Raw genomic sequence first — 22,864 nt, 5'->3', positions numbered from 1 at the left:
TCACTTCATGCGCACCGTCCACAGCCGCGCCTTGTTGTCGGGCATCTGCAGCACGTCGCCGACGTTGGCGCCCACCGCCCAGGCCATGGGCTGCTGGTGCAGCGGCAGGAAGCGCACGTCGTCGTGCAGGGTCTGCAGGATGTCGCTCATCATCTGCACGCGCTTGGGGCGGTCCATCTCGGCGGCGGCGGCATCGATGCGCGCGTCCAGCGCCGGATCGCCCCACTGCCCCCAGTTGAAGACCCCGGCCGGGCCGGTGCGGCTGTGCATCACCTGCAGCAGGATCGACAGCGCGTCGATCTGCGGCTCGTTGGCCCAACCGTGGATGGTGATGTCGAACTCGCCACGCGAGCGCTTGGGGTTCTGCAGCGAACGCGGACCGCTGGCCAGCGAAGCCTTCACGCCGATGCGCGCCCACATTGAGGCGGCGGCCTGGCACAGTTCCTCTTCGTTGACGAACATGTCGTTCGAGCACAGCAGCGACAACGTAAAGCCGTCGGGGTACCCCGCCTCGGCCAGCAGCTTCTTGGCGCGGGCGGCATCGAATGGCAGGCGTTCCTCCTGCCGGGCGTCATAGCCCGGGATCGACGGCGCCACCAGCGCGCCGGTTGTGCGCGACAGCCCGCGCATCACACGCTTTTGCAGCAGCTCGGGCGACAGCGCCATGTACAGCGCCTGGCGCACGCGCAGGTCCTTGAGCGGGTTCTTGTCGGTGATGTTGGAGCCGACCAGCTTGTCGCCCAGGTTGAAGCCGAAATACAGCGTGCGCAGCTCGGTCGCGGCCAGCACCTTGACGTTGGGCGCGGCGCGCAGGCGGTCCAGGTCCTGCAGCGGCGCGTTCTCGGTGAAGTTGATGTCGCCCGACAGCAGCGCCGCCACCCGCGTCGGCGCCGAGGCGATCGGCGTGAACTCGATGCGGTCCAGGTTGTGGCGCGGCTTGTCCCACCAGTCCGGATTCACCACCAGCACGGTGCGGGTGTCGGGCCGGTACGACTCCACCTTGAAGGGGCCGGTGCCATTGGCGTGGTGGGTGGCGTAGCCCTCGATCTTCTTGGCCGCGTCGGTGGGCTTCAGGCTGTTGTTGTCCACCAGCCACTGGCGGTTGAAGATGAAGATGTTGGTCAGGTCGTTGAGCATCAGCGGGTACGGATGCGTCATCTCGATGTCGACGGTGTAGTCATCCACCTTGCGCGCCGCCTTGAAGGCCGGCAGGTTGCCCTTGAGCGGCGAGGCGTCGTCGGACACGCGGGTCATGGACGCCACCACGTCGTCGGCCGAGAACGGCGCGCCGTTGTGGAACTTGACGCCGCGGCGCAGGTGGAAGCGCAGCACCGTCGGCGACGGCGACTCCCACGACTCGGCCAGCGCCGGCGTGATGTTGAACTTGTCGTCGTAGCGGATCAGCGCTTCGTACACGTGGTTCAGGAACGCCAGGTTGAAGGTGCTGCCGTAGGAATACGGATCGAGCGAGTCGAGGTCGCGGGCGGCGCCCCACTTCAGGGTGTTGGCGGCGGATGCCCCGGTGATGGCCGATAGCGCGATCACGGCCCCGGCGGTCCACTTCAGCAGCGTCTTCATGATGGCAATGCTCCCTTGGAGGTGGGTATGGAATACGTCTGGAGGCCGGCGCGGACGGCCGGCGGCGGTAATCAGTGGCCGGCGGTCTGGCGCTGGGCGCGCTCGAGCGTGGCCAGCGCCAGCACCTGCGACAGGGCGGCGCGATAGGAATCGATCACGGGCACGGCGGGCAGGCGCGGCAGGCTGGGCAGGAAACCCGCCAGCGCGGCGCCGGCCACGATGACCACGTCGGCGCCCTGGGCGACCGCGTCGTCCAGCGCCTGGCCCACGGCGGCGATGGTCGCGGGCGAGCGCGTGACGTAGTCGAGCGCATTGCCCGGCAGCGCCAGCAGGCCGGCGCAGCGCGACTCCAGCCCGAGCTGGCGGATCTGCTCGCGCAGCATGCCCGGCCACAGCCGCCCCACCGTCACGATGGCGTAGCGGTCGCCACGCTGCAGGGCGGTCAGGATGGCGGCCTCGGCCATGCCGGCCACCGGCATGCGCAGGCGCTCGCGCACCGCGCCGATGCCGGGTTCGCCGAAACAGGCCAGCAGGCAGGCGTCGAATGGCTCGCCAGCGGCCTCGGCCTGGGTGGCCTCGCGCTCGGCGGTTTCGCAGACGGCGTGGGCCGACACCGCGGCCTGCGCCCGGCTGGCGATATAAGCGGGCCCGAACGGCACCGTCACGGCATGCACCCGGGCCGCGTCGCCAAAAAAGGCGCGCGCCTGCTCGGCGAGGCTGGCGGTCAGGTCGGCGGTGGTGTTGCCATTGATCACCAGCAGGCGGCTGGGCGTGACGGCCAGGCGGTCGGGAAGGACGGCGGGTGCTGCGGACATGAATCGGACCCCTGATGGTTTGTATACAAATCCACCCTTACAAAACCCACGGATTCCTGAATTTTGTATAAATGTTTGTATACGATTTATGCCGACAATGTACGCCATTGGTCCGACGCTTCAAGCTATCGCTAACCCTTAGCGGCTGATGGTGTATGCTGTTTCACACCTAGAAAAGTGCGCACCGGCGCGGTTCCGCCGGCAGATTCCCCCCACCGGAACGCGTACGCATCGGAGATCCACACCAGATGACGGCCCCCATTGCCGACGCGGCGGAGCCCGCACGGAAAGACGTAAACCGCACGGAAATCGTATACAAAAACTTGCGGCAGGCGATCATCGAGCAGGCCTTGCTGCCGGGCGACAAATTGCCCGAGGACGTCATCGGCGAGCGTTTCGGCGTCAGCCGCACCATCGTCCGCGGCGTGCTGACGCGCCTGTTCAGCGAGGGGCTGGTCGACCTGCGTCCCAATCGCGGCGCGGCGGTGGCGCGCCCCAGCCTGGAAGAAGCCCACGACATCTTCGAGGCGCGCCGCTGCCTCGAACGCGACGTGGCGCGCCGGCTGGTGCAGCACGTCACCGAGGCCGGCTTGGCGCGGCTGGAACAGCACGTGGCGCAGGAAGAAGCCGCGCGCGCGCGCAACAGCGTCAACGAGTCGATCCGCCTGTCCGGCGAATTCCACATCCTGATGGCCGAGTTGTCGGGCAATGCGGTCTACGCCCGCTACGTCAACGAGATCGTGTCGCGCTGCTCGTTGATCCTGGCGCTTTACGGCCGGCCGCATTCGAGCGAATGCGCGGTCAGCGAGCACCGCGAAATCGTCGCCGGCCTGCGCGCGCGCGACGAAAAGCACGTGCTGCACCTGCTGGGACATCACCTGGAGTCGGTCACGGCGCGCGCGCTGCTCAGTCCGGACGGCGCGGGCGTGCGCGACATCCGCAAGATCCTCGACCGCTACGGCACCTAGGGGGACCGCGGCGCGGCGGCCCGCAGGCGGGCGCGGCGCGCGGGTAGGAGACGACCCGCCCCCGGCAAATGGGGCGTGGCCTGACGTGGCAAGCCTGAAATGGAAAAGCGCCCGGTTCGGGCGCTTTGTGGTTTCGGCAAGCCTAGATTTCGCGTTCTTCCGTCTTGAGGTGGTTGTCGCGGGCGAAATCCACCACGAACTTGTACGCCAGCGGTTCGAGATCGCGCAAGCGCTGGTCGACCACGATGCCGCGCACGCCGTCGATCACGACGGGAAGCACGTAGGGCGAATAGGTGAGGTGGTTACCCGCACAGCCGGCGGGCCGGAACTGTGCCATTACGCCGGCGAGCCGTTCCGCCCAATCGCTGGGGCGAAAGCGGCTACCGCTTTCGGTAACGCCATGAATTACGAATTGTCTGACGCGAGTTGCCATGGATTCTTCACTACGGGACGCCCTTCACTGGGCCGGATCTTCGGCGTGATCAAACATGCGCCCCGCGCCGCGAATTGTATATGATTGATCCTTTGCCCTGTCCCGAAAGGCGCTCCGCCCAGGGAAAAAATGCCCAGGAGGACCCGTCATGACCTCGCCTCTGGCCAATATCTACGCCCGGCTGCCGGTCTCGTTCACGTACGGCCAGGGGGTCTGGCTGTGGGACGCGCAGGGCCGCAAGTACCTGGACGCGCTGGCGGGCATCGGCGTCTCCTGTCTGGGCCACGCCCATCCCCGGCTGGTCGCGGCCATCAGCGAGCAGGCCGCGCGCGTCATCCACACCTCCAATATCTACGAAGTCCCGCAGCAGACCGAGCTGGCCGCGCGCCTGGCGGCGCTGTCCGGCATGCGCGACGTGGTCTTCAACAACAGCGGCTCCGAGGCCAACGAGGCCGCCATCAAGCTGGCGCGCTACTACGCCTACCAGCGCGGCAACAGCCACGCCCACATCATCACCATGGATTCGTCCTGGCACGGGCGTACCCTGGCCACGCTGGCGGCCACCGGTAGCGACAAGGCGCGCAAGGGCTTCGAGCCCCTGCCCTCCGGCTTCATCCAGGTGCCATACAACGACGCCGCCGCGATCCGCGCCGCCGGCGACGCCGAGCCGCGCGTGGCCGCCGTGCTGCTCGAAGCCCTGCAGGGCGAAGGCGGCATCCGTCCCTCCGATGCCGCCTTCCTGCGAGAGGTACGACAACTGTGCACCGAGCGCGGCTGGCTGCTGATGATCGACGAGGTCCAGTCGGGCATCGGCCGCACCGGCAAATGGTTCGCCCACCAGTGGGCCGACATCGTGCCGGACGTCATGACCCTGGCCAAGGGCCTGGCCGGCGGCGTGCCGATCGGCGCGATGCTGGCGGCCGGCCCCGCGGCGGGCGTGTTCACCCCCGGCAGCCACGGCACCACCTTCGGCGGCGGCCCGCTGGTCTGCGCGGCCGGCCTGGCGGTGCTGGACGCGCTGGAATCGGAAAACCTGCTGGACAACGCGCACAGCGTCGGCGGCCACCTGAAGGCGCGGCTGGCGCAGGAACTGGCCGGCCTGCCCGGCGTGGCGGAAGTGCGCGGGCGCGGCCTGATGCTGGGCATCGAGCTGGCCCGTCCCTGTGGCGTGCTGGCGCTGCGCGCTTTGGAAGCGGGCCTGTTGATCAACGTCACCCGCGACCGCGTCATCCGCCTGCTGCCGCCCCTGGTCCTGTCGCGCGCCGAAGCCGACCGGATCGTAGACATCCTGGCGCCGCTGATTCGACAGTTCCTGGCCGAACATCCATAATCAACCTCCCGCCCGGGCCACGAGCCCGTCCGGGCCCAATGACCTGCGACATCACCATGACTCCTCCCACGACTCAAAACGGCCCCTTGCGGCACTTTCTGCAGTTCAAGGACTTCTCGTCCGCCGAGATCGCCTACGTGCTGGACCGCGCGCGGCTGATCAAGGAAAAATTCAAGCGTTACGAACCCCACATGCCGCTGCACGACCGCACGCTGGCGATGGTGTTCGAAAAAGCCAGCACCCGTACCCGCGTCTCGTTCGAGGCCGGCATGTACCAGATGGGCGGCTCGGTCATCAACCTGACCTCCAACGATTCCCAGCTGGGCCGCTCCGAGCCCATCGAGGACACCGCGCGCGTCATCTCGCGCATGGTCGACATCGTCATGATCCGCACGTTCGAGCAGACCCGCATCGAGCGCTTCGCCTCGCACTCGCGCGTGCCCGTGATCAACGGCCTGACCAACGAATTCCACCCCTGCCAGATCCTGGCGGACATCTTCACCTACATCGAGCACCGCGGCCCCATCGCCGGCAAGACGGTCGCCTGGGTCGGCGACGCCAACAACATGGCCTACACCTGGCTGCAGGCCGCCGAGATGCTGGGCTTCACGCTGCACGTGTCGACCCCGGCCGGCTACGAGCTCGAAGCCGCCCGCATCGGTTCGCCGTCCGACAAGGTGCTGCGCCAGTTCAAGGACCCGATGCAAGCCTGCCAGGGCGCGCACCTGGTCACCACCGACGTCTGGACCAGCATGGGCTACGAGGCCGAGAACGAAGAGCGCCGCGCCGCCTTCGCCGACTGGTGCGTGGACGCCGAGATGATGGCCGCCGCCGATCCCCAGGCCGTGTTCATGCACTGCCTGCCCGCCCATCGCGGCGAGGAAGTCACCGGCGAAGTCATCGACGGCCCGCAGAGCGTGGTCTGGGATGAAGCCGAGAACCGCCTGCACGTGCAGAAGGCGCTGATGGAGTTCCTGCTGCTGGGCCAGCTCAAGTAAGCAGCCCGCCCATGAAAAAAGCAGCCCCGTGGGGCTGCTTTTTTTTGTATCCGCGCCAGGCGCGGCATTCAGGGCTTGAGCGACTTTTCCCAGCGCACGATGGCGTCGACCACCGCCTGCGGCGCTTCCGGCACCAGCGCGTGGCCGGCGCCCGGGATCACCACCACCGACACGCGCTCGCCGAATTCGTCGCGGATCTCGTTGCGGGTCGATTCCGGCTTGAACAGGTCGGCGCCCGCCTGCAGGTCGAGCAGCGGCTTGCTGCCGCCCGACCACCAGTCCGACTGGCGCGTGGCCTTGCCGGCCAGGCGTTGGCTCTCGCTGACCTCGGGGTACCAGCCGTTGAGCCAGACGCTGGCGTCATGGCCCGGCGCGAAGAACGCGTATTGGATGGACTTGAGGCGCTCGGCGTCGGGCAGCGACAGGTCGGCGCTGCGGTCGACGTGCTCGCTCAGGCCGGCGGGATACTTCTTGGCCGCCGCCGCCACGATCACCACGCCGCGCACCAGGCCGGGGTGGTCCACGCCCGTGGTGCGCGCCACCCAGTTGCCGAACGCGTGCCCGATCATCACCGCCGGCTGCTTGGCGACATCGCGGATCACCGCCGCCATGTCGTTGCCGAAGTCATGCAGCGTGATGTCCTTCATCGGTCCGCTGCTGCCGCCGATGCCGCGCGGCTCGGGCCGCAGCACGCGGTAACCGGCCTGCGCCAGCCGCGCCGCCAGGTCATCGAAATCCTCCTGGCCACGGCCGCGCGACGGCAACAGCACCAGGGCCGGGCCCTGGCCCTGCACCAGCACCTCGATGCGTGCGCCGTTGCCCGGCAGCACCGTGACCCGCTCGACCTTGTCGGCCGCCGCTGCCGCGGCAGGCGTCGGCGCGGCCTGCGCGGCCAGCGACAGCCCGGCCGCGCTCAGCGCGCCCCACAGCACAACCCTCGCCCATCGCTTGCTCATCGTTGTCTCCTCGTTCTTCTGTGTCAAAGAATCTTCTGGAACATGGTGCGACGCGTGTTGCGGAACGACGGCCGCACCCGGCTGCTCCAGTCGGTGGCGCGCACCGCCAGCCACGGCGGGCTGCCGAAGGTCTCGCGCGTCTCCAGGTCATAGCAGGCCAGGTAGCGCGGCCCCTGGTCGCGGCATTCATAGCGCTGCGCGCGCACGGTGCCGGGCACCGAGGCCAGCCCCGGCAGGTGTTCCTGGTCGTACCAGGCATTCAGGTCCGCCTCGGCCTCGGGCAGCACGTCGGTCTCGACGACGTAGTGCCAGGGCGCATCCAAGCCGGCCGAAGCGCCGGCCAGGTCCAGGGTCAGGTGCAGCACGCGCGCCTGCGCCCCCGGGAACAGCTCGGCCAGTCGCGCCTGCACTTCCGGCTGCGCGGCGGCGTCGCCGTCGACGTACACGTAGGTGTCATCCTCTTCGACCGCGGCGAAAGCGCGCAGCCGCACGCCGTCCAGGCCCTCGGTCAGGCGTTGCGCCATGTCGGCCGCGCGCGCCGCGTCGAAACGCTCGCCCAGCGACACCAGCAATACCGTCTTGTCCATGCAAAGCTCCTATCAGTGCCCGACGCGCAGCGCCACCAGGAAGCGCGACACCATGTTGTAGGCGGCTACCGTCGCGGCCAGTTCGACCAGTTCCTGATCGTTGTAGCGCGGACGCAGCGGCGCGAACAGCGCGTCCGGCACCTCGATGTCGCGGGTCATGGCGTCGGTCAGGGCCAGCACGTCGGCCTCGCCCGCCGCCAGCCCCTGCACCGCGTCCGCTTGCGGGCCGCCGCGCAACTGGTCGACCACCGCCTGCGGCATGCCCGCCGCCAGCGCGTGCGGCACGTGCGCGTCGAACTCGTACGGCGCGTTGTTCAGGGTCGCCACGCGCAGGATGATCAGTTCGCGCACCCGTGGCGACAGTGAGGTGTTCAGGCGGATCGCGGTCAACATCGCCTCCCAGCCCTGCACCACGGCGGGGCTGTTCAGCAGTACCTGGTACAGCGGCGAGATGCGGCCGCGCGCGGCCGCGATGCGCGCTTCCATTTCGGCCAGGGCCGGGCGCGTGCCCGGCACGACCGGCGAGACTCGGCAATCGCTCATGCTCACTCCGGACGGATGTTCTTGCGCTGGATCAGCGAACCCCACTTCTCGCGGTCGGCCGCGATCAGCGCCGCCAGTTCCTGCGGCGAGCTGGGCGCGGCCTGGGCGCCGAACTTCTCCAGCTTGGCGCGCACCGCCTCGTTGCCCAGCGCGGCGCGCAGGGCCTGGTTCAGTTTCTCGACCGTGGCCGGCGGCGTGGCCGCGGGCGCGACGATGCCATACCAGTTGTTCGATTCGACGCCGGCGATGCCCTGCTCAGCCAGCGTCTTGACGTCGGGCAGCAGCGGATGACGGGTCGGCGCGGCGATGCCCAGCGCCTTGAGCTTGCCGCTCTGGATGTGGCCGATCAGGCCCGGCACGTCGCCGAAGAAGCCGTTCACCTGGTTGCCCAGCACGTCGTTGATCACGGGCGCGGCGCCCTTGTAGGGCACGTGCAGCACCTTGGCCTTGCTGGCGTCGGCGAACATTTCCAGCGTCAGGTGCGGGATGCTGCCGATGCCCGACGAGCCGATCGCCACGGACTGCGAGGCCGCCTGCGAGCGCTTGACGAAATCGGCCGCGTCGGTGGCCGGGTTGGCCGGGTTCACCACGAACACGGTGGCGTTGTTGACCACGCGCGAGACCGGCGCGAAATCGCGCACCGGGTCATACGGCAGGTCCTTGTACAGGGCCGGGCTGATGGACACCGCGCCGACGCTGGTCAGGAATAGCACCGAGCCATCGGCCGGCGCCTTGGCGACGTAGGCCGCGGCGATGTTGCCGTTGGCGCCCGCCTTGTTCTCGACGATGACCGACTGCTTGAGCTCCTTGCCCAGTTGTTCGGCCAGCACCCGGCCGACCAGGTCCACCGGGCCGCCCGGCGGGAAGGCAATGATCAGGCGCACCGGGCCATCGGCATGCGCCGCGGGCGCCAGGCTGGCCAAGCCGAGCAGGCCGGCGAATAGGAATTTCTTGAACATGGATTGTCTCCTCGGGATATCGTGTTTTCTTGTTGCCCGGTATCGGGCGATGGCGCGGCTACAGGAAGCCGTAGAGACGCGCCGGGTTGTCCACCAGGACCTGCCGGCGCGTTTCCGCATCCGGGCAGGCCAGGAAAAAAGCGTCGGCCAGCTCGCCGTCGTCGGGCATGTCGCCCGCCACGTTCGGATGCGGCCAGTCGGTGCCCCACAGCGTACGCTCGGGCAGCGCGTCCACCAGAGCGCGCACGAACGGAATGCCTTCGGCAAAGGGGCGCTTGCCCGAGGCGATGCGGTCGATGCCCGACACCTTGACCCAGGCGAGCGGCTCGCGCGCCAGGTCCAGCAGCGCGCGGAACGCCGGCGCGTCCAAGCCGTCGGCGGCCTTGACGCGGCCCATGTGATCGATCACGAACGGCACCGGCAGCGCCCGCAGGCGCGGCAGCAGCTCGGGCAGCATGGCGCCGTCCAGGTGCAGGCAGACGTGCCAGCCCAACGGCGCGATCAGCCCGATGACGTGGTCGAACACGGCCGGATCGGGCGCGCCGCCCAGGTGCGGCACAAAATTGAAGCGCGCGCCGCGCACGCCGCCATCATGCAACCGGCGCACGCTGGCCGGCGTGGCGTCCGCGCCCAGCAGCGCCACGCCGCGATAGCGGCCCTGGCTTTGCGCCAGCGCGTCGAGCAAGGCGGCGTGGTCGCCGCCATGGCAATTGGCCTGCACCACCACCGCGCGCTGCACGCCCAGGTGCGCGTGCAGCGCCGCCATCCTGGCGTAGGGCGCGTCGGGCGGCGTGTAGGAACGTCCTTCGGCATAGGGAAACCGGTCAGCCGGACCGAACACGTGGCAATGCGTGTCGCAGGCCCCGGCCGGCAGCGCGTGGCGGGGACGGGAAGGCGTGGCAAGCGGAGGACGGCAGTTAGGCACGGCGGGATCCAGCGGGGAAAACGTCATCCTCGCGGATTGCGGCCTGCCGAACAATGCTATATCTTTGATTTCAGATATAGAAAATATAAATATCAAATCGCCATGGACCTCAAGCAGATCGAATACTTCGTGCGCGTCGCCGAGCGCCGCAGCTTCTCGCGCGCCGCCGAAATGCTCGACGTGGCCCAACCGACGCTGAGCCGCCAGGTGCGCCTGCTGGAACTGGAGCTGGGCCAGCACCTGCTCTACCGCAACGGCCGCGGCGCCGAACCGACCGAGGCCGGTCTGCGCTTTCTGGAACATGCCCGCGCCCTGCTGGCCCTGGCCGACCGCGCCAAGCAGGACCTGCAGACCCTGCGCGAAACGCCGACGGGCAAAGTGGTGGTGGGCTTGCCGCCACGCATCGCGCGGGTCCTCACGCCGCCCCTGGTGCAGGCTTTCCGCCGCCGTTTTCCCGACGCCTCGATCGCCGTGGCCGAAGGCCTGAGCGCGCAGATGCGCGAATGGCTGCTGGCCGGCCGCGTCGATCTGGCGCTGCTGTACGACCCGGCGCCGTCGCCGCAACTGGGCTATGAATCGTTGTTCCGGGAAAACCTGGTGCTGGTGGCCGCGGCCAACCATCAGCCGCCGCTGCCCGCGCGCGTCGCGGTGGCCGGGCTGGGCGCCTATCCGCTGGTGCTGCCCAGCCTGCCCAATGCCATCCGCACCCTGGTCGAGAGCATCTGCCGCGCCCAGGGCGTGCGCCTGCAGGTGGCGGCCGAGGTCGATGCGGTGCAGACCATCGTCGAACTGGCGGCGCAGGGCGACGCCTACGCCATCCTGCCGCGTTCGGCCGCGCGCGGGCCGGCGGCCGAACACGCGCTGTCGCTCAGCGAAATCGTCGCGCCCGGCATCACCAACAATCTGGTGCTGGCCAGCGCCCGCCACCGCCCCGCCACCCGGCTGGCCACGGCCACCGGCGAGCTGATCCGCCAGTTGAACCTGGCGGCCCTGTTCGAGCCCGCCGCCCCCTCCGCCCGGAGCGCCGGCCGCCCCCCTGCCCGGCCCCCCGCCCGGACCGCCCAAACGCGTTAAAATGGCGGACAGATTTCTTGTTTGGCGGCTCGTTGCTGTCAAAGTCCCGTTGGCGTCTCACCTCAAACAATGACCACTATCCTCCCGAACCTTCCCACCGGCCAGAAGGTCGGCATCGCCTTTTCCGGCGGCCTCGACACCAGCGCCGCGCTGCTCTGGATGCGCAACAACGGCGCCATCCCCTACGCCTACACCGCGAACCTGGGCCAGCCCGACGAATCCGACTACGACGAGATCCCGCGCAAGGCCATGGCCTACGGCGCCGAGAACGCCCGCCTGATCGACTGCCGCGCGCAGCTCGTGGCCGAAGGCATCGCCGCCCTGCAGGCCGGCGCCTTCCACATCTCGACCGCCGGCATCACCTACTTCAACACCACGCCCATCGGCCGCGCCGTCACCGGCACCATGCTGGTGGCCGCCATGAAGGAAGACAACGTCAACATCTGGGGCGACGGCAGCACCTTCAAGGGCAACGACATCGAGCGCTTCTACCGCTACGGCCTGCTGACCAACCCGGACCTGAAGATCTACAAGCCCTGGCTCGACCAGCAGTTCATCGACCAGCTCGGCGGTCGCTCGGAAATGTCCGAGTACATGCGCCAGGCCGGCTTCGACTACAAGATGTCGGCGGAAAAGGCCTACTCCACCGACTCCAACCTGCTCGGCGCCACCCACGAAGCCAAGGACCTGGAACACCTGAACTCCGGCATCCGCATCGTCAAGCCCATCATGGGCGTGGCGTTCTGGCGCGATGACGTCGCCGTCAAGGCCGAGGAAGTCACCGTCCGCTTCGAGGAAGGCCAGCCGGTCGCCCTGAATGGCGTGGAATACAGCGACCCGGTCGAGCTGATGCTCGAAGCCAACCGCATCGGCGGCCGCCACGGCCTGGGCATGAGCGACCAGATCGAAAACCGCATCATCGAAGCCAAGAGCCGCGGCATCTACGAAGCCCCGGGCCTGGCCCTGCTGTTCATCGCCTACGAGCGCCTGGTCACCGGCATCCACAACGAAGACACCATCGAGCAGTACCGCGAAAGCGGCCGCAAGCTCGGCCGCCTGCTGTACCAGGGCCGCTGGTTCGACCCGCAAGCCATCATGCTGCGCGAAACCGCCCAGCGCTGGGTCGCCCGCGCCATCACCGGCGAAGTCACCATCGAACTGCGCCGCGGCAACGACTACTCGCTGCTGAACACCGAATCGCCCAACCTGACCTACGCCCCCGAGCGCCTGTCGATGGAAAAGGTCGAGAACGCCCCCTTCACCCCCGCCGACCGCATCGGCCAGCTGACCATGCGCAACCTCGACATCGTCGACACCCGCGCCAAGCTGTTCACCTACACGAAGACCGGCCTGCTCTCCGCCTCCGGCACCTCGCTGCCGCAACTGAAGGACGAGGCCAAGAAGAAGTAATACTTCTTCCCGCCCAACAAAAAGCCCCTCGGCAACACCGAGGGGCTTTTTTATTACGCAACAACCACAAGATACTCGCCCCTGCCAACAAACTGTAGGCAAGCACGCCAAGAAAACCACCCGCCCCAGCAGCCGCCAACGGGCGTCTCAAGAACTCAAACAACAACCGCCCCAGCCCAACAACGCCTACAACTCCACCTGCATCCCCATCTCCACGACCCGATTCGCCGGAATCTTGAAAAACTTCGTGCTCCGCGTCGAATTGCGCGCCATGAACGAGAACACCGCCCGCCGCCAGCGCCACAGCGCCGGCTTCCTGGCCGCCACCACCGTCTGCCGCGAAAGGAAATAGGACGTGCGCATCGGCTCCAGATCCAGCTCCGGATACGCCTCGGCCACCAACCGCAGCGCCTCCGGCACATCCGGATCTTCCTTGAAACCGTAGTTGATCGTCGCCGCCCAGCTCGACGCGCTCATCTTCTGCACCGTGAAGCGCTCGTCCTCGGACACATAGGGCACGTCGGCTACCCGGATCGTCAGGAACAGCACATGGTCATGCAGCACCTTGTTGTGCTTGAGGTTGTGCAGCAGCGCCGGCGGCACGTTGCCCGAATTCATCGTCATGAAGATCGCCGTGCCCGGCACCCGCGACGGCGGATAGGCCTCCAACTGCTCCATGAACTCCTTGAGCGGCTGGCGATCGCGCTGCTGCATGTCCGAGAGCAGCCGGCGGCCCCGGCGCCACGTCATCATCAGCGTGAACACCACGATCGCCACCACCAGCGGTAGCCAGCCGCCTTCATGGATCTTGAACACGTTGGCCGAGAACAGCAGCACATCGAACAGCAGCAACAGGCCCAGCACCACGAACCACAGCATGCGCTTGGCGCCCGTGGTGCCGCGCGGCAGCACCGCGAACGCCAGCACCGAGGTCGTCAGCATCGTCCCCGTCACCGCGAAACCGTAGGCCGCCGCCAGGTTGTCCGAATTGCGGAACACCAGCACCAGCACCAGCACCGCGCACAACAGCAGCGCATTGACCTGCGGCAGATAGATCTGGCCCTTCTCCACCGCCGACGTATGCAGGATCTGCATGCGCGGCCAGAAGCCCAGTTGCACCGCCTGGCGCGTCACCGAGTACGCGCCGGAGATCACCGCCTGCGACGCCACGATAGTGGCCACCGTGGCCAGCGCCACCAGCGGCGCCAGGCCCCATTCCGGCGCCATCATGAAGAACGGATTGCGGATCGCGCCGGGATCGCGCAACAGCAGCGCGCCCTGGCCGAAATAGCACAGCGTCAACGCCGGCAGCACCATGCTGAACCAGGCGCTGCGGATGGCCGGGCGCCCGAAGTGGCCCATATCGGCATACAGCGCCTCTGCGCCCGTCAGCGCCAGCACCACCGCGCCCAGCAGCACGAAACTGATCCACGGGAACTCGACGATGAAACGCAGGCCCCACATCGGATTGAGCGCCGCCAGCACCTCGGGCGTCTGCCAGATCTGCCAGCCGCCCAGCGCGGCCAGCGTGCCGAACCAGAGCAGCATCACCGGCCCGAACAGCTTGCCCATGGCGCCCGTGCCATGCGACTGGATCGCGAACAGCGCCACCAGCACCACCAGCGCCAGCGGCACCACCCACGCATCCAGCGTGTGCGAAACGATGCCAATCCCTTCCAGCGCCGACAGCACTGAAATCGCCGGCGTGATCATGCTGTCGCCATAGAACAGCGCCGCGCCGAAGATGCCCAGCACGATCAGGATCCAGCGCAGCTTGCCGTCCCGGTTGCGCACCGCCAGCTCCAGCAGCGCTAGCGTGCCGCCTTCGCCGCGGTTGTCGGCGCGCAGGATCAGCGTCACATATTTCAGCGACACCACCACCATCAGCATCCAGAACAGGATGGACAGCACGCCCAGCAAGTGGGCCGGCTCCAGGTCGGTGTGCACGCTCAGCCCGGTCAGGCAGGCCCGCAGGGTGTACAGCGGACTGGTGCCGATATCGCCGTACACCACGCCCAGCGCCCCCAGGACGAGGGCGGCGCGGGAGGACGGGGCGTGGCCGGCGGGCGCCCCACCGGTGGAAGAAGAAGGAACGCTGACCGAGCCCTGGCTCATGATGTGGGTTCTTGCCGAGTGAGTTGAGCCCCCTTGCGAGGGCCGGGAAACACGACGGAAAGCCGCGTTCCGGAAAAATCGGGCCGGCTGGTGAGCTTCCACCAGGCGCCGTGGGCGTGCGCGATCTCGCGCACGATCGCCAGGCCCAATCCCGAACCGCCGGCCGTGACCGACGGCGAACGATAGAACGCCTCGAACACGCGATCGCGTTCTTCGGGGGGGATGCCGGGGCCGTCGTCCTCCACCGTCAGCGACGGCGGATTGGCGCCGACGATCAGGGTGATCTTGCCGGTGGCGTTGCCGTAGCGCAGCGCGTTGTCGATCAGGTTGCCCAGCAGTTCAGCCAGCAGCAAGGGATCGGCGTCGATCCAGATCGGCGCGTCCGGCGCCACCAGGTCCAGTTCATAGCGCGCTTCGCGCACTCGCGGGAACCATTCGGCGCCATGCGCCCGCACCCATTCGCACAGGTCGATACGCACGAAACTATCCTGCGGCCGCGCATTGGGATCGGCGCGCGCCAGCACCAGCAGTTGCTGGCCCAGCCGGATCATGCGGTCACTGACCGCCTTGATGCGTTCGGCGCGCGCGCGCACGTCGTCGGGCAAGGGCCGCGCCAGCATCAGTTCGGATTCCAGCCGCAGGCCGGACAGCGGCGTGCGCAATTGGTGCGCGGCGTGGCCGATGAAGCGGCGCTGCGCCGCCAGCGAGGCATCCAGCCGCAGCAGCAGATCGTTGGTGTGAGTGACCAGCGGTTCGATCTCGACCGGCACGCCGGCCACTTCCAGCGGCTGCATGTCGTCGATGGAACGCTGGCGGATTTCCTCGGAGAGATGATTGACCGAGCGCAGGCCGGAACGCACGCCCTGCACCACCACCCAGGTGAACAGGCCAATCAGCATCACCTGCCCCACCACCATCAGCCAGAAGAAATCCTCCAGCATCCACAGCGACATGTCGATCTTGTGGGTGATGACCCAGGTGGCGGCCAGGTCCAGCAGCACCAGCAACAGGATCGGCGGCATCAGCCGGATGACCAGATGCCGCGCGAGCGAGCGGGACGGGAGCAAGGGGCGTGGGGCGGGCGGAGCGGAAGGAATGCGTTCTGACATCATGACGCGGTGCCCTCGCTGTGGGCGGATGGGGAGTCAGGCCGCCGCGGGCTGGCGGGGCCAACCGGCTTCGGGCGGCCAGCCGGGCCGTCAGGCCGTTTCCACATCCAGCATGTAGCCGAAGCCACGCACCGTCTGGATGCTGGCGCCCGTGCCTTCCAGGCGCTTGCGCAGGCGGTACACATAGACTTCCACTGCGTTCTCGCTGAAGTCGGCGTCCCAGGCGGACAGCGAATTGACGATCTGGCGCTTGGTGACCACGCGGCCCACGCGCGCCATCAGCATTTCCAGCACGGACAGCTCGCGCACCGACAGCGACAGGCGCTGGCCGTTGGCCCGCACCTCGCGGCCGACGGTGTCGAACACCAGCGGACCGACCTCGATCAACGGCTGCGCCTGTCCGGCCCGCCGGCGGCCGAAGGCGCGCACCCGGGCGGCCAGTTCGGGCAGCTCGAAGGGTTTGGTGACGTAGTCGTCGGCGCCGGCATCCAGGCCGGCGACGCGGTCCTCGATGCCGTCGCGGGCGGTCAGGATCAGCACCGGAACCTGGTTGCCATCCTGGCGCAACTGGCGCAGCACGTCCAGGCCGCTCATGCCGGGCAGATTGAGGTCGAGCAGCATCAGGTCATACGGCTGGCCGGCCAGTGCGCCCAGAACCCGGTCGCCCTCGGTCAGCCAGTCGACCGCATAACCTTGGTCGGCCAGGAATTCCTGGAGCGCGTGGCCCAGGGTGGTGTCGTCTTCGATTACCAGAACTCGCATGCCGCGATTCTAGCGCGATCCCGGAAAAAACGGGGCGCGAAATGCGCCCCGTTGTTGGGAATCGTTCAACGGGCGGATGGCGCCGGGGTGCCCGGGGCCTCTGCCGCCGCCCCGCTCGAGGGCGGCGTGGTGACGAAGCCGATGCGTGTCATCCCCGAGCGGCGAGCCGAGGCCATGACCTTGGCCAGCGTCTCGTAGCGCGTGTTCTGGTCGGCGCGGATGCGGATCTCGGGTTGCGGCTTGGTGCCGGCGATCGACTTGAAGCGATTGGGCAGGTCGTCGATATTGACCGGCTTTTCGTCCCAGAACAGCGCGCCCCCGGCATCGATGGCCAGGTCCACGGTCTTGGGTTCTTCCTCGATCTGCTCGGCGGCCACCTGAGGCATGTTGATCTTGATCGAATGCGCCAGCAGCGGCGCCGTGATGATGAAGATCACCAGCAGCACCAGCATGACGTCGATCAGCGGCACCATGTTGATCTCGGAAACCGTATGAGTGCCGGACCCTTTGCCCTCGAAGCTGCCAAAAGCCATTATTCGCTCCCGCGTTGGACCGCGGCGCCGTTACCGTGCTGGCGGCGCAGGGCGCGCACCTTGCTGTCCGACAGCGCCACTTGCTGGCCGGTCGTCAGGAAGGCGAACAGGTCGTGCGCGAAGGCGTCAAGGCGCGACAGGTAGACGCGGTTGTTGCGCACGAAGGTGTTGTAGGCCAGCACCGCCGGAATGGCGACCGCCAGGCCCAGGCCGGTCATGATCAGGGCCTCGCCCACCGGACCGGCGATGCGGTTGATGGTGACGCCATCGGACAGGCCGATGCCGACCAGGGCATGGTACACGCCCCACACCGTGCCGAACAGGCCGACGAACGGCGCCGTCGACCCCACCGAGGCCAGCACCGTCAGGCCGTTTTCGAGCTTCGCGGTTTCCTCGTCGATCACCTTGCGCATGGTGCGGGTGACGAAATCGCTGCTCGAACCCGCCTCTTCCAGCTTGGTGGCGCCGAACTTGTTGTGGTGCGCCTGGGCATGCATGGCGTGGCTGGCCAGATGCGAGAACGGATCGCGCGCGCCGTGCGTGGTGATCTCGTGCTCGACCTGCTCCAGCGAGCTGGCGTTCCAGAACTTGTTGAGGAAATCGACCGAGCGGCGACGCATGCTGATGTTGCTGCCGACCTTGACCAGGATCAGGTACCAGGTCACCAGCGACATCAGGATCAGGATGATGAACAGACTCTTGCCGACGAAGTCGCTCTGGGCGACGAAGTGCAGGAAGCCCATGTCGGGGACGGGCGCGGGCGCCGGTGCGACCGCAGGCAGCGCCGCGGCGGCGCTGTGCAGCGCATCCGCGGATTGCTGGACGGCGCCGGTGGCCTGCTGGACGATGCCGCCGGCCGCGGTCGCGGCTTGCTGGGCGGCGGGCGCCGCGGCGGCGGCGGGCGCCGCGGCGGCGGCGGGTGCCGCGGCCGCCGGAGCCGCTGCCGGGCTGGTGGCCGCCTGCGCCACCAGGGTGGCGCTGTGCATTGCGTTGGACATCTCAGTTCCTCATTACGAAATCGAACGGAATCTTTGCTTTGGCGGGATATGCCACGCCATTGCGGCTATAGGGTTTCATGCGGGCCTTGCGCGCGGCGGCCAGTGCCGACTCGTCCAGCCTGGGAAAGCCCGAGGACGCGTCGATCGTGGCCCGCTCGACCAGCCCCTGGGTATTGATTTCCACCAGCACCACCACCCGCCCCTCTTCCCGCATGCGGCGCGATGCCATCGGGTAGTTGGGCATCGGTCGCGCGCCCAGGTATTCGATCTGGGTTTCCTGCAGGATCTGGTCGGGCGGCGGACCCTGGCGCGGGGCCTGGGTGGTCTGCGCGCCTTCCGTGGCGCCGGCCGGCGGCGTTTCCACCGGCGGCGTCTCTGGCTTGGGCTCGGGTTTGACTTCCTGCTTGGGCTGGGGCTTGGGTTTGGGTTTGGGCTTCGGCTTGGGGGCCGGCATCGGCGGCTTCTCGACCACCGGCTCGGGTTCGGGCTCGGGTTCCGGCTCCACCTTGGGATCCGGTTCGGTTTCGGGCTCGATCTCGGGCTGCGGCTCGGGCGGCGGTTCCGTCACCGGCTGCGGCACTTCCGGCGTGGGCTCGGCTTTGGCGATCTGCGGCGTGGGCGCATCCACCACACTGACCATGATGGCCTCGGGTTCCTCCAGTTCAGGGCGGTTCTCGGGCGCCAGGTAAATGGCATAGACCACCGCGGCATGTAGCGCAACGACCGCCAGGCCTGCGCCTATGCGTATACCAAGGGAAGACGGCGGTGAAGAGTTCAAACCACGTTGAAAGCTAGGCATGAATCAGCCAGGGTGCATTAACTTATCTGGCCAGCCAGGAAAAAACGCGCGCAACGAGCGCACGCCGGCTGACCGGTACAAGCCAAAGATCATAGCTTAAATGCGAATGATTCGCACGTCATATTTCGTCTGCAATAGCGTAACACCCTGATGCGGCGCCAACCCCGCGCCGGAATACACGCCACCAACGCACACCACCAACGCGCGCTCCCAATGCACGCAACCCATACCGCAACCCAGGCATGCGAACGAAACACGAAGCCGAAACACGAACCCGAAGCGCGCAAACAAAAAACCCGCCACGTTACCGTGTGCGGGTTTCTGTTTTGGCTTGCTGATGGTGGGTGCTACAGGGGTCGAACCTGTGACCTACGCCTTGTAAGGGCGCCGCTCTACCAACTGAGCTAAGCACCCGTCCTGATGATGGTTTCGCCGCGAACGAACTGCGGAGAAAACGCTAGCCGGGGTACTCAAAAGCAATACGCGGGCCGGAGTATACCGGACCGCGTACCTGTCGGCAAATCAACGCAGGCCGCGCCCGCTCGATTCGCCGATCCGTCAATTAGTTGACGGCGTCCTTCAGGGCCTTGCCCGGACGGAACTTCGGCACCTTGGCCTTCTTGATCTTGATGGTTTCGCCCGTGCGCGGGTTGCGGCCGGTGCGAGCGGCGCGAGCCGACACGGCAAACGTGCCGAAGCCCACCAGGGTGACCGTACCGCCCTTCTTCAGGGTGGTCTTGACGGCGCCAATCAGGGCGTCAAGCGAACGACCGGCGGCAGCCTTGGAGATATCGGCCTTGCTGGCAATGTGATCGATGAGTTCGGTTTTGTTCATTCAGGTGTACCCCTCACAAGGTATGGAGTCTGCCGGGAGTGCAGTTCATCATGGCTGCCATCTTGGACATCACGACTTGCGCGTAGACCCGACAAACGACGAACAGACTAGTGGATAAACTTTTTCTTGCGCTGCAAAGCACAACTTTTAAACTGCTGCGCCGCCTAGGTTTCAAGGGCTTTCGAGCCCGTGAACCGTCAGCGACGCAGACATGTATTAGGCCTTGGCGTAGAGCGGCTGTCAAGCGAAAACCTCACGTCAAGCCGCACCAATACTAGCTTTTAGGCCTTTTCGCAATAAACAAAAACGCGCATTTCGGGGTTTGCGCGACACCGGCGCAACGCCCCGAAATTCGCTCACACATCGGCCCAGCGGCGCAGCAGGTTGTGATAGATGCCGGTGAGCTGCACGATCGAGGGATGGCCGGCCGCGTCCTGGTTCAGACGCTGTATGGCGACGTCCATGTCGAGCAGCAAGGCACGCTGGCTGTCCTCGCGCACGAGGCTCTGCATCCAGAAGAACGCGCTCACGCGCGCGCCACGCGTCACCGGGTTGACCTTGTGCAGGCTGGTGCCGGGATACAGCACCATGTGGCCGGCGGGCAGTTTCACCGTGCGCGGACCGTAGGTGTCGTCGATGACGAGCTCGCCGCCGTCGTAGGAATCGGGATCGGAAAAAAACAGCGTGGCCGACAGGTCGGTGCGCACCCGCTCGGCGGTGCCGGCGATGCCGCGCACGGCGTTGTCGACGTGATAACCGAAGGCCTCGCCACCCTCGTAGCGGTTGAACAGCGGCGGGAAGATCTTGCGCGGCAGCGCCGCCGACATGAACAGGTTGTTGCCGGACAGGCGCTGCAGGATCAGGTTGCCGAGTTCCTGCGCCAGCGGATGCTGCTCGGACAACTGGCGGTTGTGCTTGACCGATGCAGACTGGAAGCCCGCGGTAACCTTGCCATCCACCCAGTCGGCGGCATCGAGACGCTGGCGGATGGCGGCCGCCTCGTCGGGAGTGAATACTTCGGCGATCTGTATGAGCATGGATTCCTGCGCAGGTCACGGCCGGCGCGTCACCGCGCCGAAGCCCCGCCCGATTATCCCTGCAGGCAGCCGTTGAGCGCCTGATCGAAGTCAAATAGCAGATCAGTCTCATCCTCGATGCCCACCGACACCCGGATCAGGCTATCGGCGATGCCCATCTGCTTGCGACGCTCGGCGCCCATCTCGTAGTAGATGGTGTGCGCGGCAGGCAGCGCCAGGCTGCGCGTGTCGCCCAGGTGCGTGGCCATCAGCACGATGCGCAGGCGGTTCAGGAAATCGAAGCAGTCCACGCCGTCGGCCAGCTCCACGCCCAGCAGCCCGCCGAAGCGCGCGCCGAACAGCGCCGCGGCGCGCGCATGCTGCGGATGGCTGGCCAGGCCCGGATAATGCACCTTGGCCACGCCGCGATGCTCTTCCAGGAAGCGCGCCAGCGCGAGCGCGTTGGAACAATGCTTGGCCATGCGCAGCGCCAGCGTCTCGGCGCCCACCGCGATGCGATGCGCGGGCTCGGCCGCGAGCGTGCCGCCCATGTCGCGCAGGCCCTTCTTCTTGATCTGGGTCAGCCCCCAACCGGTGGAGGGGCCTTTGCGATAGGCGTCGTAGATGTTCGAATAGCCTGCCCAGTCGAACAGGCCGGTGTCGGTGACCGCGCCGCCCAGCGCGTTGCCATGGCCGCCGATGTACTTCGACAGCGAGTTCATGACCAGCGACGCGCCGACCGTCGACGGCCGGAACATCCACGGCGAGGTCAGCGTGTTGTCCACGACGTAGACCAGCCCCTTCTCGCGGCAGATTTCGCCAATGACCGCCAGGTCCGCGACCTGGGTCCCGGGGTTGGCGATGGTCTCGGTGAACACCATGCGGGTGTTGGGCTGGATCGCCGCGCGCACCTGCGCCGAATCGGTGGCATCCACGAAAGTGATCTCCACGCCCAGTTCCAGCAGCGTGCCCAGCAGGCTGTTGGTGTTGCCGAACACGTACTGGCTCGACACCAGATGGTCGCCCCGGCGCAGCAGCGTGGTGAAAATGGCGGCCAGCGCGGCCATGCCGGTGGCAAAGCTCACCGTGCCCTTGCCGGCTTCCATGTGGTTGATCTTCGCTTCCAGCGCCGTGGTGGTCGGCGTCCCCTGGCGAGCGTAGGTGAAACCAGGCTTGCCCTGGAACACCGCGGCCAGCTCGCGCGCATCGGCGTAGGCGAACTCCGACGAGGGATGCATGGGCTTGTGCACCGCTCCGTGCTCGACGGATTGCTGGCGGTCGGAATGGAGGATCGTGGTGGTAAAGCCGTTCTGGTGCATGATGGGCTGCGCGGGAAGGAAGATAGCGATGGAAAAGACAGTTCAGGCGCGACGCTGGCGCACGGTTTCGTAAAGGCAGACGGCGCTGGCCACGCTGACGTTCAGGCTCTCGACCGATCCGAGCATCGGGATGTTCACGAGCTGATCGCAGGTTTCCCGCGTCAGGCGGCGCATGCCCTCGCCTTCGGCGCCCATGACCCAGGCCATCGGCTGGCGCGCGTCGATCTGGTGCATGCCGTCGCTCGCCTGGTCGTCGGTGCCCACCAGCCACACGCCACGGTCCTTCAGGCCGCGCATGGTGCGTGCCAGGTTGGTGACCATCAGGTAGGGCACGGTATCGGCCGCGCCACACGCCACGCGCTGCACCGTGCTGTTCAATCCCACCGCGCGGTCACGCGGCGCGATCACGGCATGCACGCCGGCGGCGTCCGCCGTGCGCAGGCAGGCGCCCAGATTGTGCGGATCGGTCACGCCGTCCAGGATCAGCAGCAGCGGCGGCCCCTCGATCACGTCGAGCACTTCATCCACGTCCACCGCCAACTGGCGTTCTTCGGCCAGCGCCACCACGCCCTGGTGGCGGGTGCCGCGCGCCAGGCCATCGAGGCGCTCCATGGCGACCGGATGCAGACGGCAGCCCGCCTTCTCAACCTGCTCGATGAACGTCTGCATGCGCTTGTCGCGACGCGACGCTTCTACGTAGATTTCCTTGATCGAGTCGGGCGCGTGGCGCAGCCGCGCGACAACCGCGTGAAACCCGGCAAGGACTTGGGTCGACGCCATAAATGCAAATACCTTTAGAAAA

23 protein-coding genes and 1 tRNA gene are annotated in these 22,864 nt (G+C 67.3%); 5 read left to right on the top strand and 19 right to left on the bottom strand.

The features are described from left to right. Window positions 1-1,578 (bottom strand): ABC transporter substrate-binding protein, encoded by a 1,578-nt coding sequence (locus AAID08_RS08600; RefSeq protein WP_064528746.1) that lies wholly within the window; start codon window positions 1,576-1,578, stop codon window positions 1-3. Between the two features lie 71 nt (window positions 1,579-1,649). Next, window positions 1,650-2,393, bottom strand: coding sequence for an aspartate/glutamate racemase family protein (locus tag AAID08_RS08595; RefSeq protein WP_054419807.1), 744 nt, complete (start codon window positions 2,391-2,393; stop codon window positions 1,650-1,652). Window positions 2,394-2,716: 323 nt separating this feature from the next. Between AAID08_RS08595 and AAID08_RS08590 the strand changes: the two genes are divergently transcribed. Further along, complete coding sequence (locus AAID08_RS08590) at window positions 2,717-3,361, top strand: GntR family transcriptional regulator (RefSeq protein ID WP_231133078.1); 645 nt, start codon at window positions 2,717-2,719, stop codon at window positions 3,359-3,361. 142 nt (window positions 3,362-3,503) lie between these two features. Here the strand turns inward: AAID08_RS08590 and AAID08_RS08585 are convergent, their stop codons facing one another. Continuing rightward, window positions 3,504-3,794, bottom strand: a complete 291-nt coding sequence (locus tag AAID08_RS08585; RefSeq protein ID WP_006388526.1) for a DUF3579 domain-containing protein — start codon at window positions 3,792-3,794, stop codon at window positions 3,504-3,506. Between the two features lie 148 nt (window positions 3,795-3,942). Here AAID08_RS08585 and AAID08_RS08580 point away from each other — a divergent pair, with 148 nt between their 5' ends. Together AAID08_RS08580 and argF are read left to right on the top strand one after the other, a co-directional pair. Next, window positions 3,943-5,124, top strand: a complete 1,182-nt coding sequence (locus AAID08_RS08580) for an aspartate aminotransferase family protein (RefSeq protein ID WP_395757521.1) — start codon at window positions 3,943-3,945, stop codon at window positions 5,122-5,124. 56 nt (window positions 5,125-5,180) lie between these two features. After that, entirely contained in the window at window positions 5,181-6,122 is a 942-nt protein-coding gene (gene argF / locus AAID08_RS08575; protein ID WP_026382721.1) for an ornithine carbamoyltransferase, read from the top strand. Between the two features lie 68 nt (window positions 6,123-6,190). On the opposite strand, the gene AAID08_RS08570 is transcribed toward argF, so the two are convergent. The 5 genes from AAID08_RS08570 to AAID08_RS08550 are packed head-to-tail and all read right to left on the bottom strand — an operon-like array spanning window position 6,191 to window position 10,092. After that, on the bottom strand, window positions 6,191-7,078 hold the full coding sequence (locus AAID08_RS08570; protein ID WP_395757520.1) for an alpha/beta fold hydrolase: 888 nt from the start codon (window positions 7,076-7,078) through the stop codon (window positions 6,191-6,193). A 23-nt stretch (window positions 7,079-7,101) separates the two neighbouring features. Continuing rightward, a complete protein-coding gene (locus tag AAID08_RS08565) occupies window positions 7,102-7,665 on the bottom strand; it encodes a DUF4286 family protein (protein WP_063582917.1) in 564 nt (187 codons plus the stop codon). 12 nt (window positions 7,666-7,677) lie between these two features. Further along, the gene (locus tag AAID08_RS08560; RefSeq protein ID WP_395757519.1) at window positions 7,678-8,208 is read right to left on the bottom strand and encodes a carboxymuconolactone decarboxylase family protein; all 531 of its coding nucleotides are present in this window, start codon (window positions 8,206-8,208) and stop codon (window positions 7,678-7,680) included. A 2-nt stretch (window positions 8,209-8,210) separates the two neighbouring features. Then, complete coding sequence (locus AAID08_RS08555; RefSeq protein WP_054501285.1) at window positions 8,211-9,167, bottom strand: tripartite tricarboxylate transporter substrate binding protein; 957 nt, start codon at window positions 9,165-9,167, stop codon at window positions 8,211-8,213. A gap of 58 nt (window positions 9,168-9,225) precedes the next feature. Continuing rightward, entirely contained in the window at window positions 9,226-10,092 is an 867-nt protein-coding gene (locus tag AAID08_RS08550) for an amidohydrolase family protein (RefSeq protein ID WP_395757807.1), read from the bottom strand. Between the two features lie 102 nt (window positions 10,093-10,194). Here AAID08_RS08550 and AAID08_RS08545 point away from each other — a divergent pair, with 102 nt between their 5' ends. Further along, on the top strand, window positions 10,195-11,166 hold the full coding sequence (locus AAID08_RS08545; protein ID WP_054501287.1) for a LysR substrate-binding domain-containing protein: 972 nt from the start codon (window positions 10,195-10,197) through the stop codon (window positions 11,164-11,166). A gap of 69 nt (window positions 11,167-11,235) precedes the next feature. Continuing rightward, a complete protein-coding gene (gene argG, locus AAID08_RS08540) occupies window positions 11,236-12,576 on the top strand; it encodes an argininosuccinate synthase (protein ID WP_006388517.1) in 1,341 nt (446 codons plus the stop codon). A gap of 186 nt (window positions 12,577-12,762) precedes the next feature. Here argG and AAID08_RS08535 read toward each other — a convergent pair whose 3' ends face one another. The 11 genes from AAID08_RS08535 to rlmB all read right to left on the bottom strand — a co-directional run bounded on the left by AAID08_RS08535 (window position 12,763) and on the right by rlmB (window position 22,842). Continuing rightward, the gene (locus AAID08_RS08535; protein WP_064524117.1) at window positions 12,763-14,691 is read right to left on the bottom strand and encodes a potassium transporter Kup; all 1,929 of its coding nucleotides are present in this window, start codon (window positions 14,689-14,691) and stop codon (window positions 12,763-12,765) included. Continuing rightward, window positions 14,688-15,803: a sensor histidine kinase gene (locus AAID08_RS08530; RefSeq protein ID WP_395757518.1), complete on the bottom strand. Its 1,116-nt coding sequence runs from the start codon at window positions 15,801-15,803 to the stop codon at window positions 14,688-14,690. The genes AAID08_RS08535 and AAID08_RS08530 overlap by 4 nt, the downstream gene beginning before the upstream one ends. Before the next feature lie 87 nt (window positions 15,804-15,890). Next, complete coding sequence (locus tag AAID08_RS08525; RefSeq protein WP_006218435.1) at window positions 15,891-16,562, bottom strand: response regulator transcription factor; 672 nt, start codon at window positions 16,560-16,562, stop codon at window positions 15,891-15,893. Between the two features lie 65 nt (window positions 16,563-16,627). Continuing rightward, window positions 16,628-17,095: a biopolymer transporter ExbD gene (locus AAID08_RS08520; protein WP_054501289.1), complete on the bottom strand. Its 468-nt coding sequence runs from the start codon at window positions 17,093-17,095 to the stop codon at window positions 16,628-16,630. Continuing rightward, complete coding sequence (locus AAID08_RS08515; RefSeq protein WP_175168321.1) at window positions 17,095-18,093, bottom strand: MotA/TolQ/ExbB proton channel family protein; 999 nt, start codon at window positions 18,091-18,093, stop codon at window positions 17,095-17,097. Before AAID08_RS08515 ends, AAID08_RS08520 begins: the two co-directional genes overlap by 1 nt. A 1-nt stretch (window position 18,094) precedes the next feature. Further along, window positions 18,095-18,892, bottom strand: a complete 798-nt coding sequence (locus tag AAID08_RS08510) for an energy transducer TonB (protein ID WP_049072584.1) — start codon at window positions 18,890-18,892, stop codon at window positions 18,095-18,097. 338 nt (window positions 18,893-19,230) lie between these two features. Continuing rightward, window positions 19,231-19,306, bottom strand: a tRNA-Val gene (locus tag AAID08_RS08505). A gap of 148 nt (window positions 19,307-19,454) precedes the next feature. Then, window positions 19,455-19,727, bottom strand: coding sequence for an HU family DNA-binding protein (locus AAID08_RS08500; RefSeq protein ID WP_003812968.1), 273 nt, complete (start codon window positions 19,725-19,727; stop codon window positions 19,455-19,457). A 356-nt stretch (window positions 19,728-20,083) separates the two neighbouring features. Continuing rightward, window positions 20,084-20,764: a Fe2+-dependent dioxygenase gene (locus AAID08_RS08495; protein WP_054501291.1), complete on the bottom strand. Its 681-nt coding sequence runs from the start codon at window positions 20,762-20,764 to the stop codon at window positions 20,084-20,086. A 53-nt stretch (window positions 20,765-20,817) separates the two neighbouring features. Further along, window positions 20,818-22,062, bottom strand: coding sequence for a cystathionine gamma-synthase family protein (locus AAID08_RS08490; protein WP_054501292.1), 1,245 nt, complete (start codon window positions 22,060-22,062; stop codon window positions 20,818-20,820). A gap of 42 nt (window positions 22,063-22,104) precedes the next feature. Beyond that, window positions 22,105-22,842: a 23S rRNA (guanosine(2251)-2'-O)-methyltransferase RlmB gene (rlmB, locus tag AAID08_RS08485; RefSeq protein ID WP_395757517.1), complete on the bottom strand. Its 738-nt coding sequence runs from the start codon at window positions 22,840-22,842 to the stop codon at window positions 22,105-22,107. Window positions 22,843-22,864 lie beyond the last annotated feature (22 nt).

This window comes from Achromobacter sp. EB05 (assembly GCF_044232075.1).
Classification (GTDB): domain Bacteria; phylum Pseudomonadota; class Gammaproteobacteria; order Burkholderiales; family Burkholderiaceae_B; genus Achromobacter; species Achromobacter dolens.
Note: the sequence above shows the minus strand (reverse complement) of the source record. Positions and strands in the feature narration are given on the sequence as shown.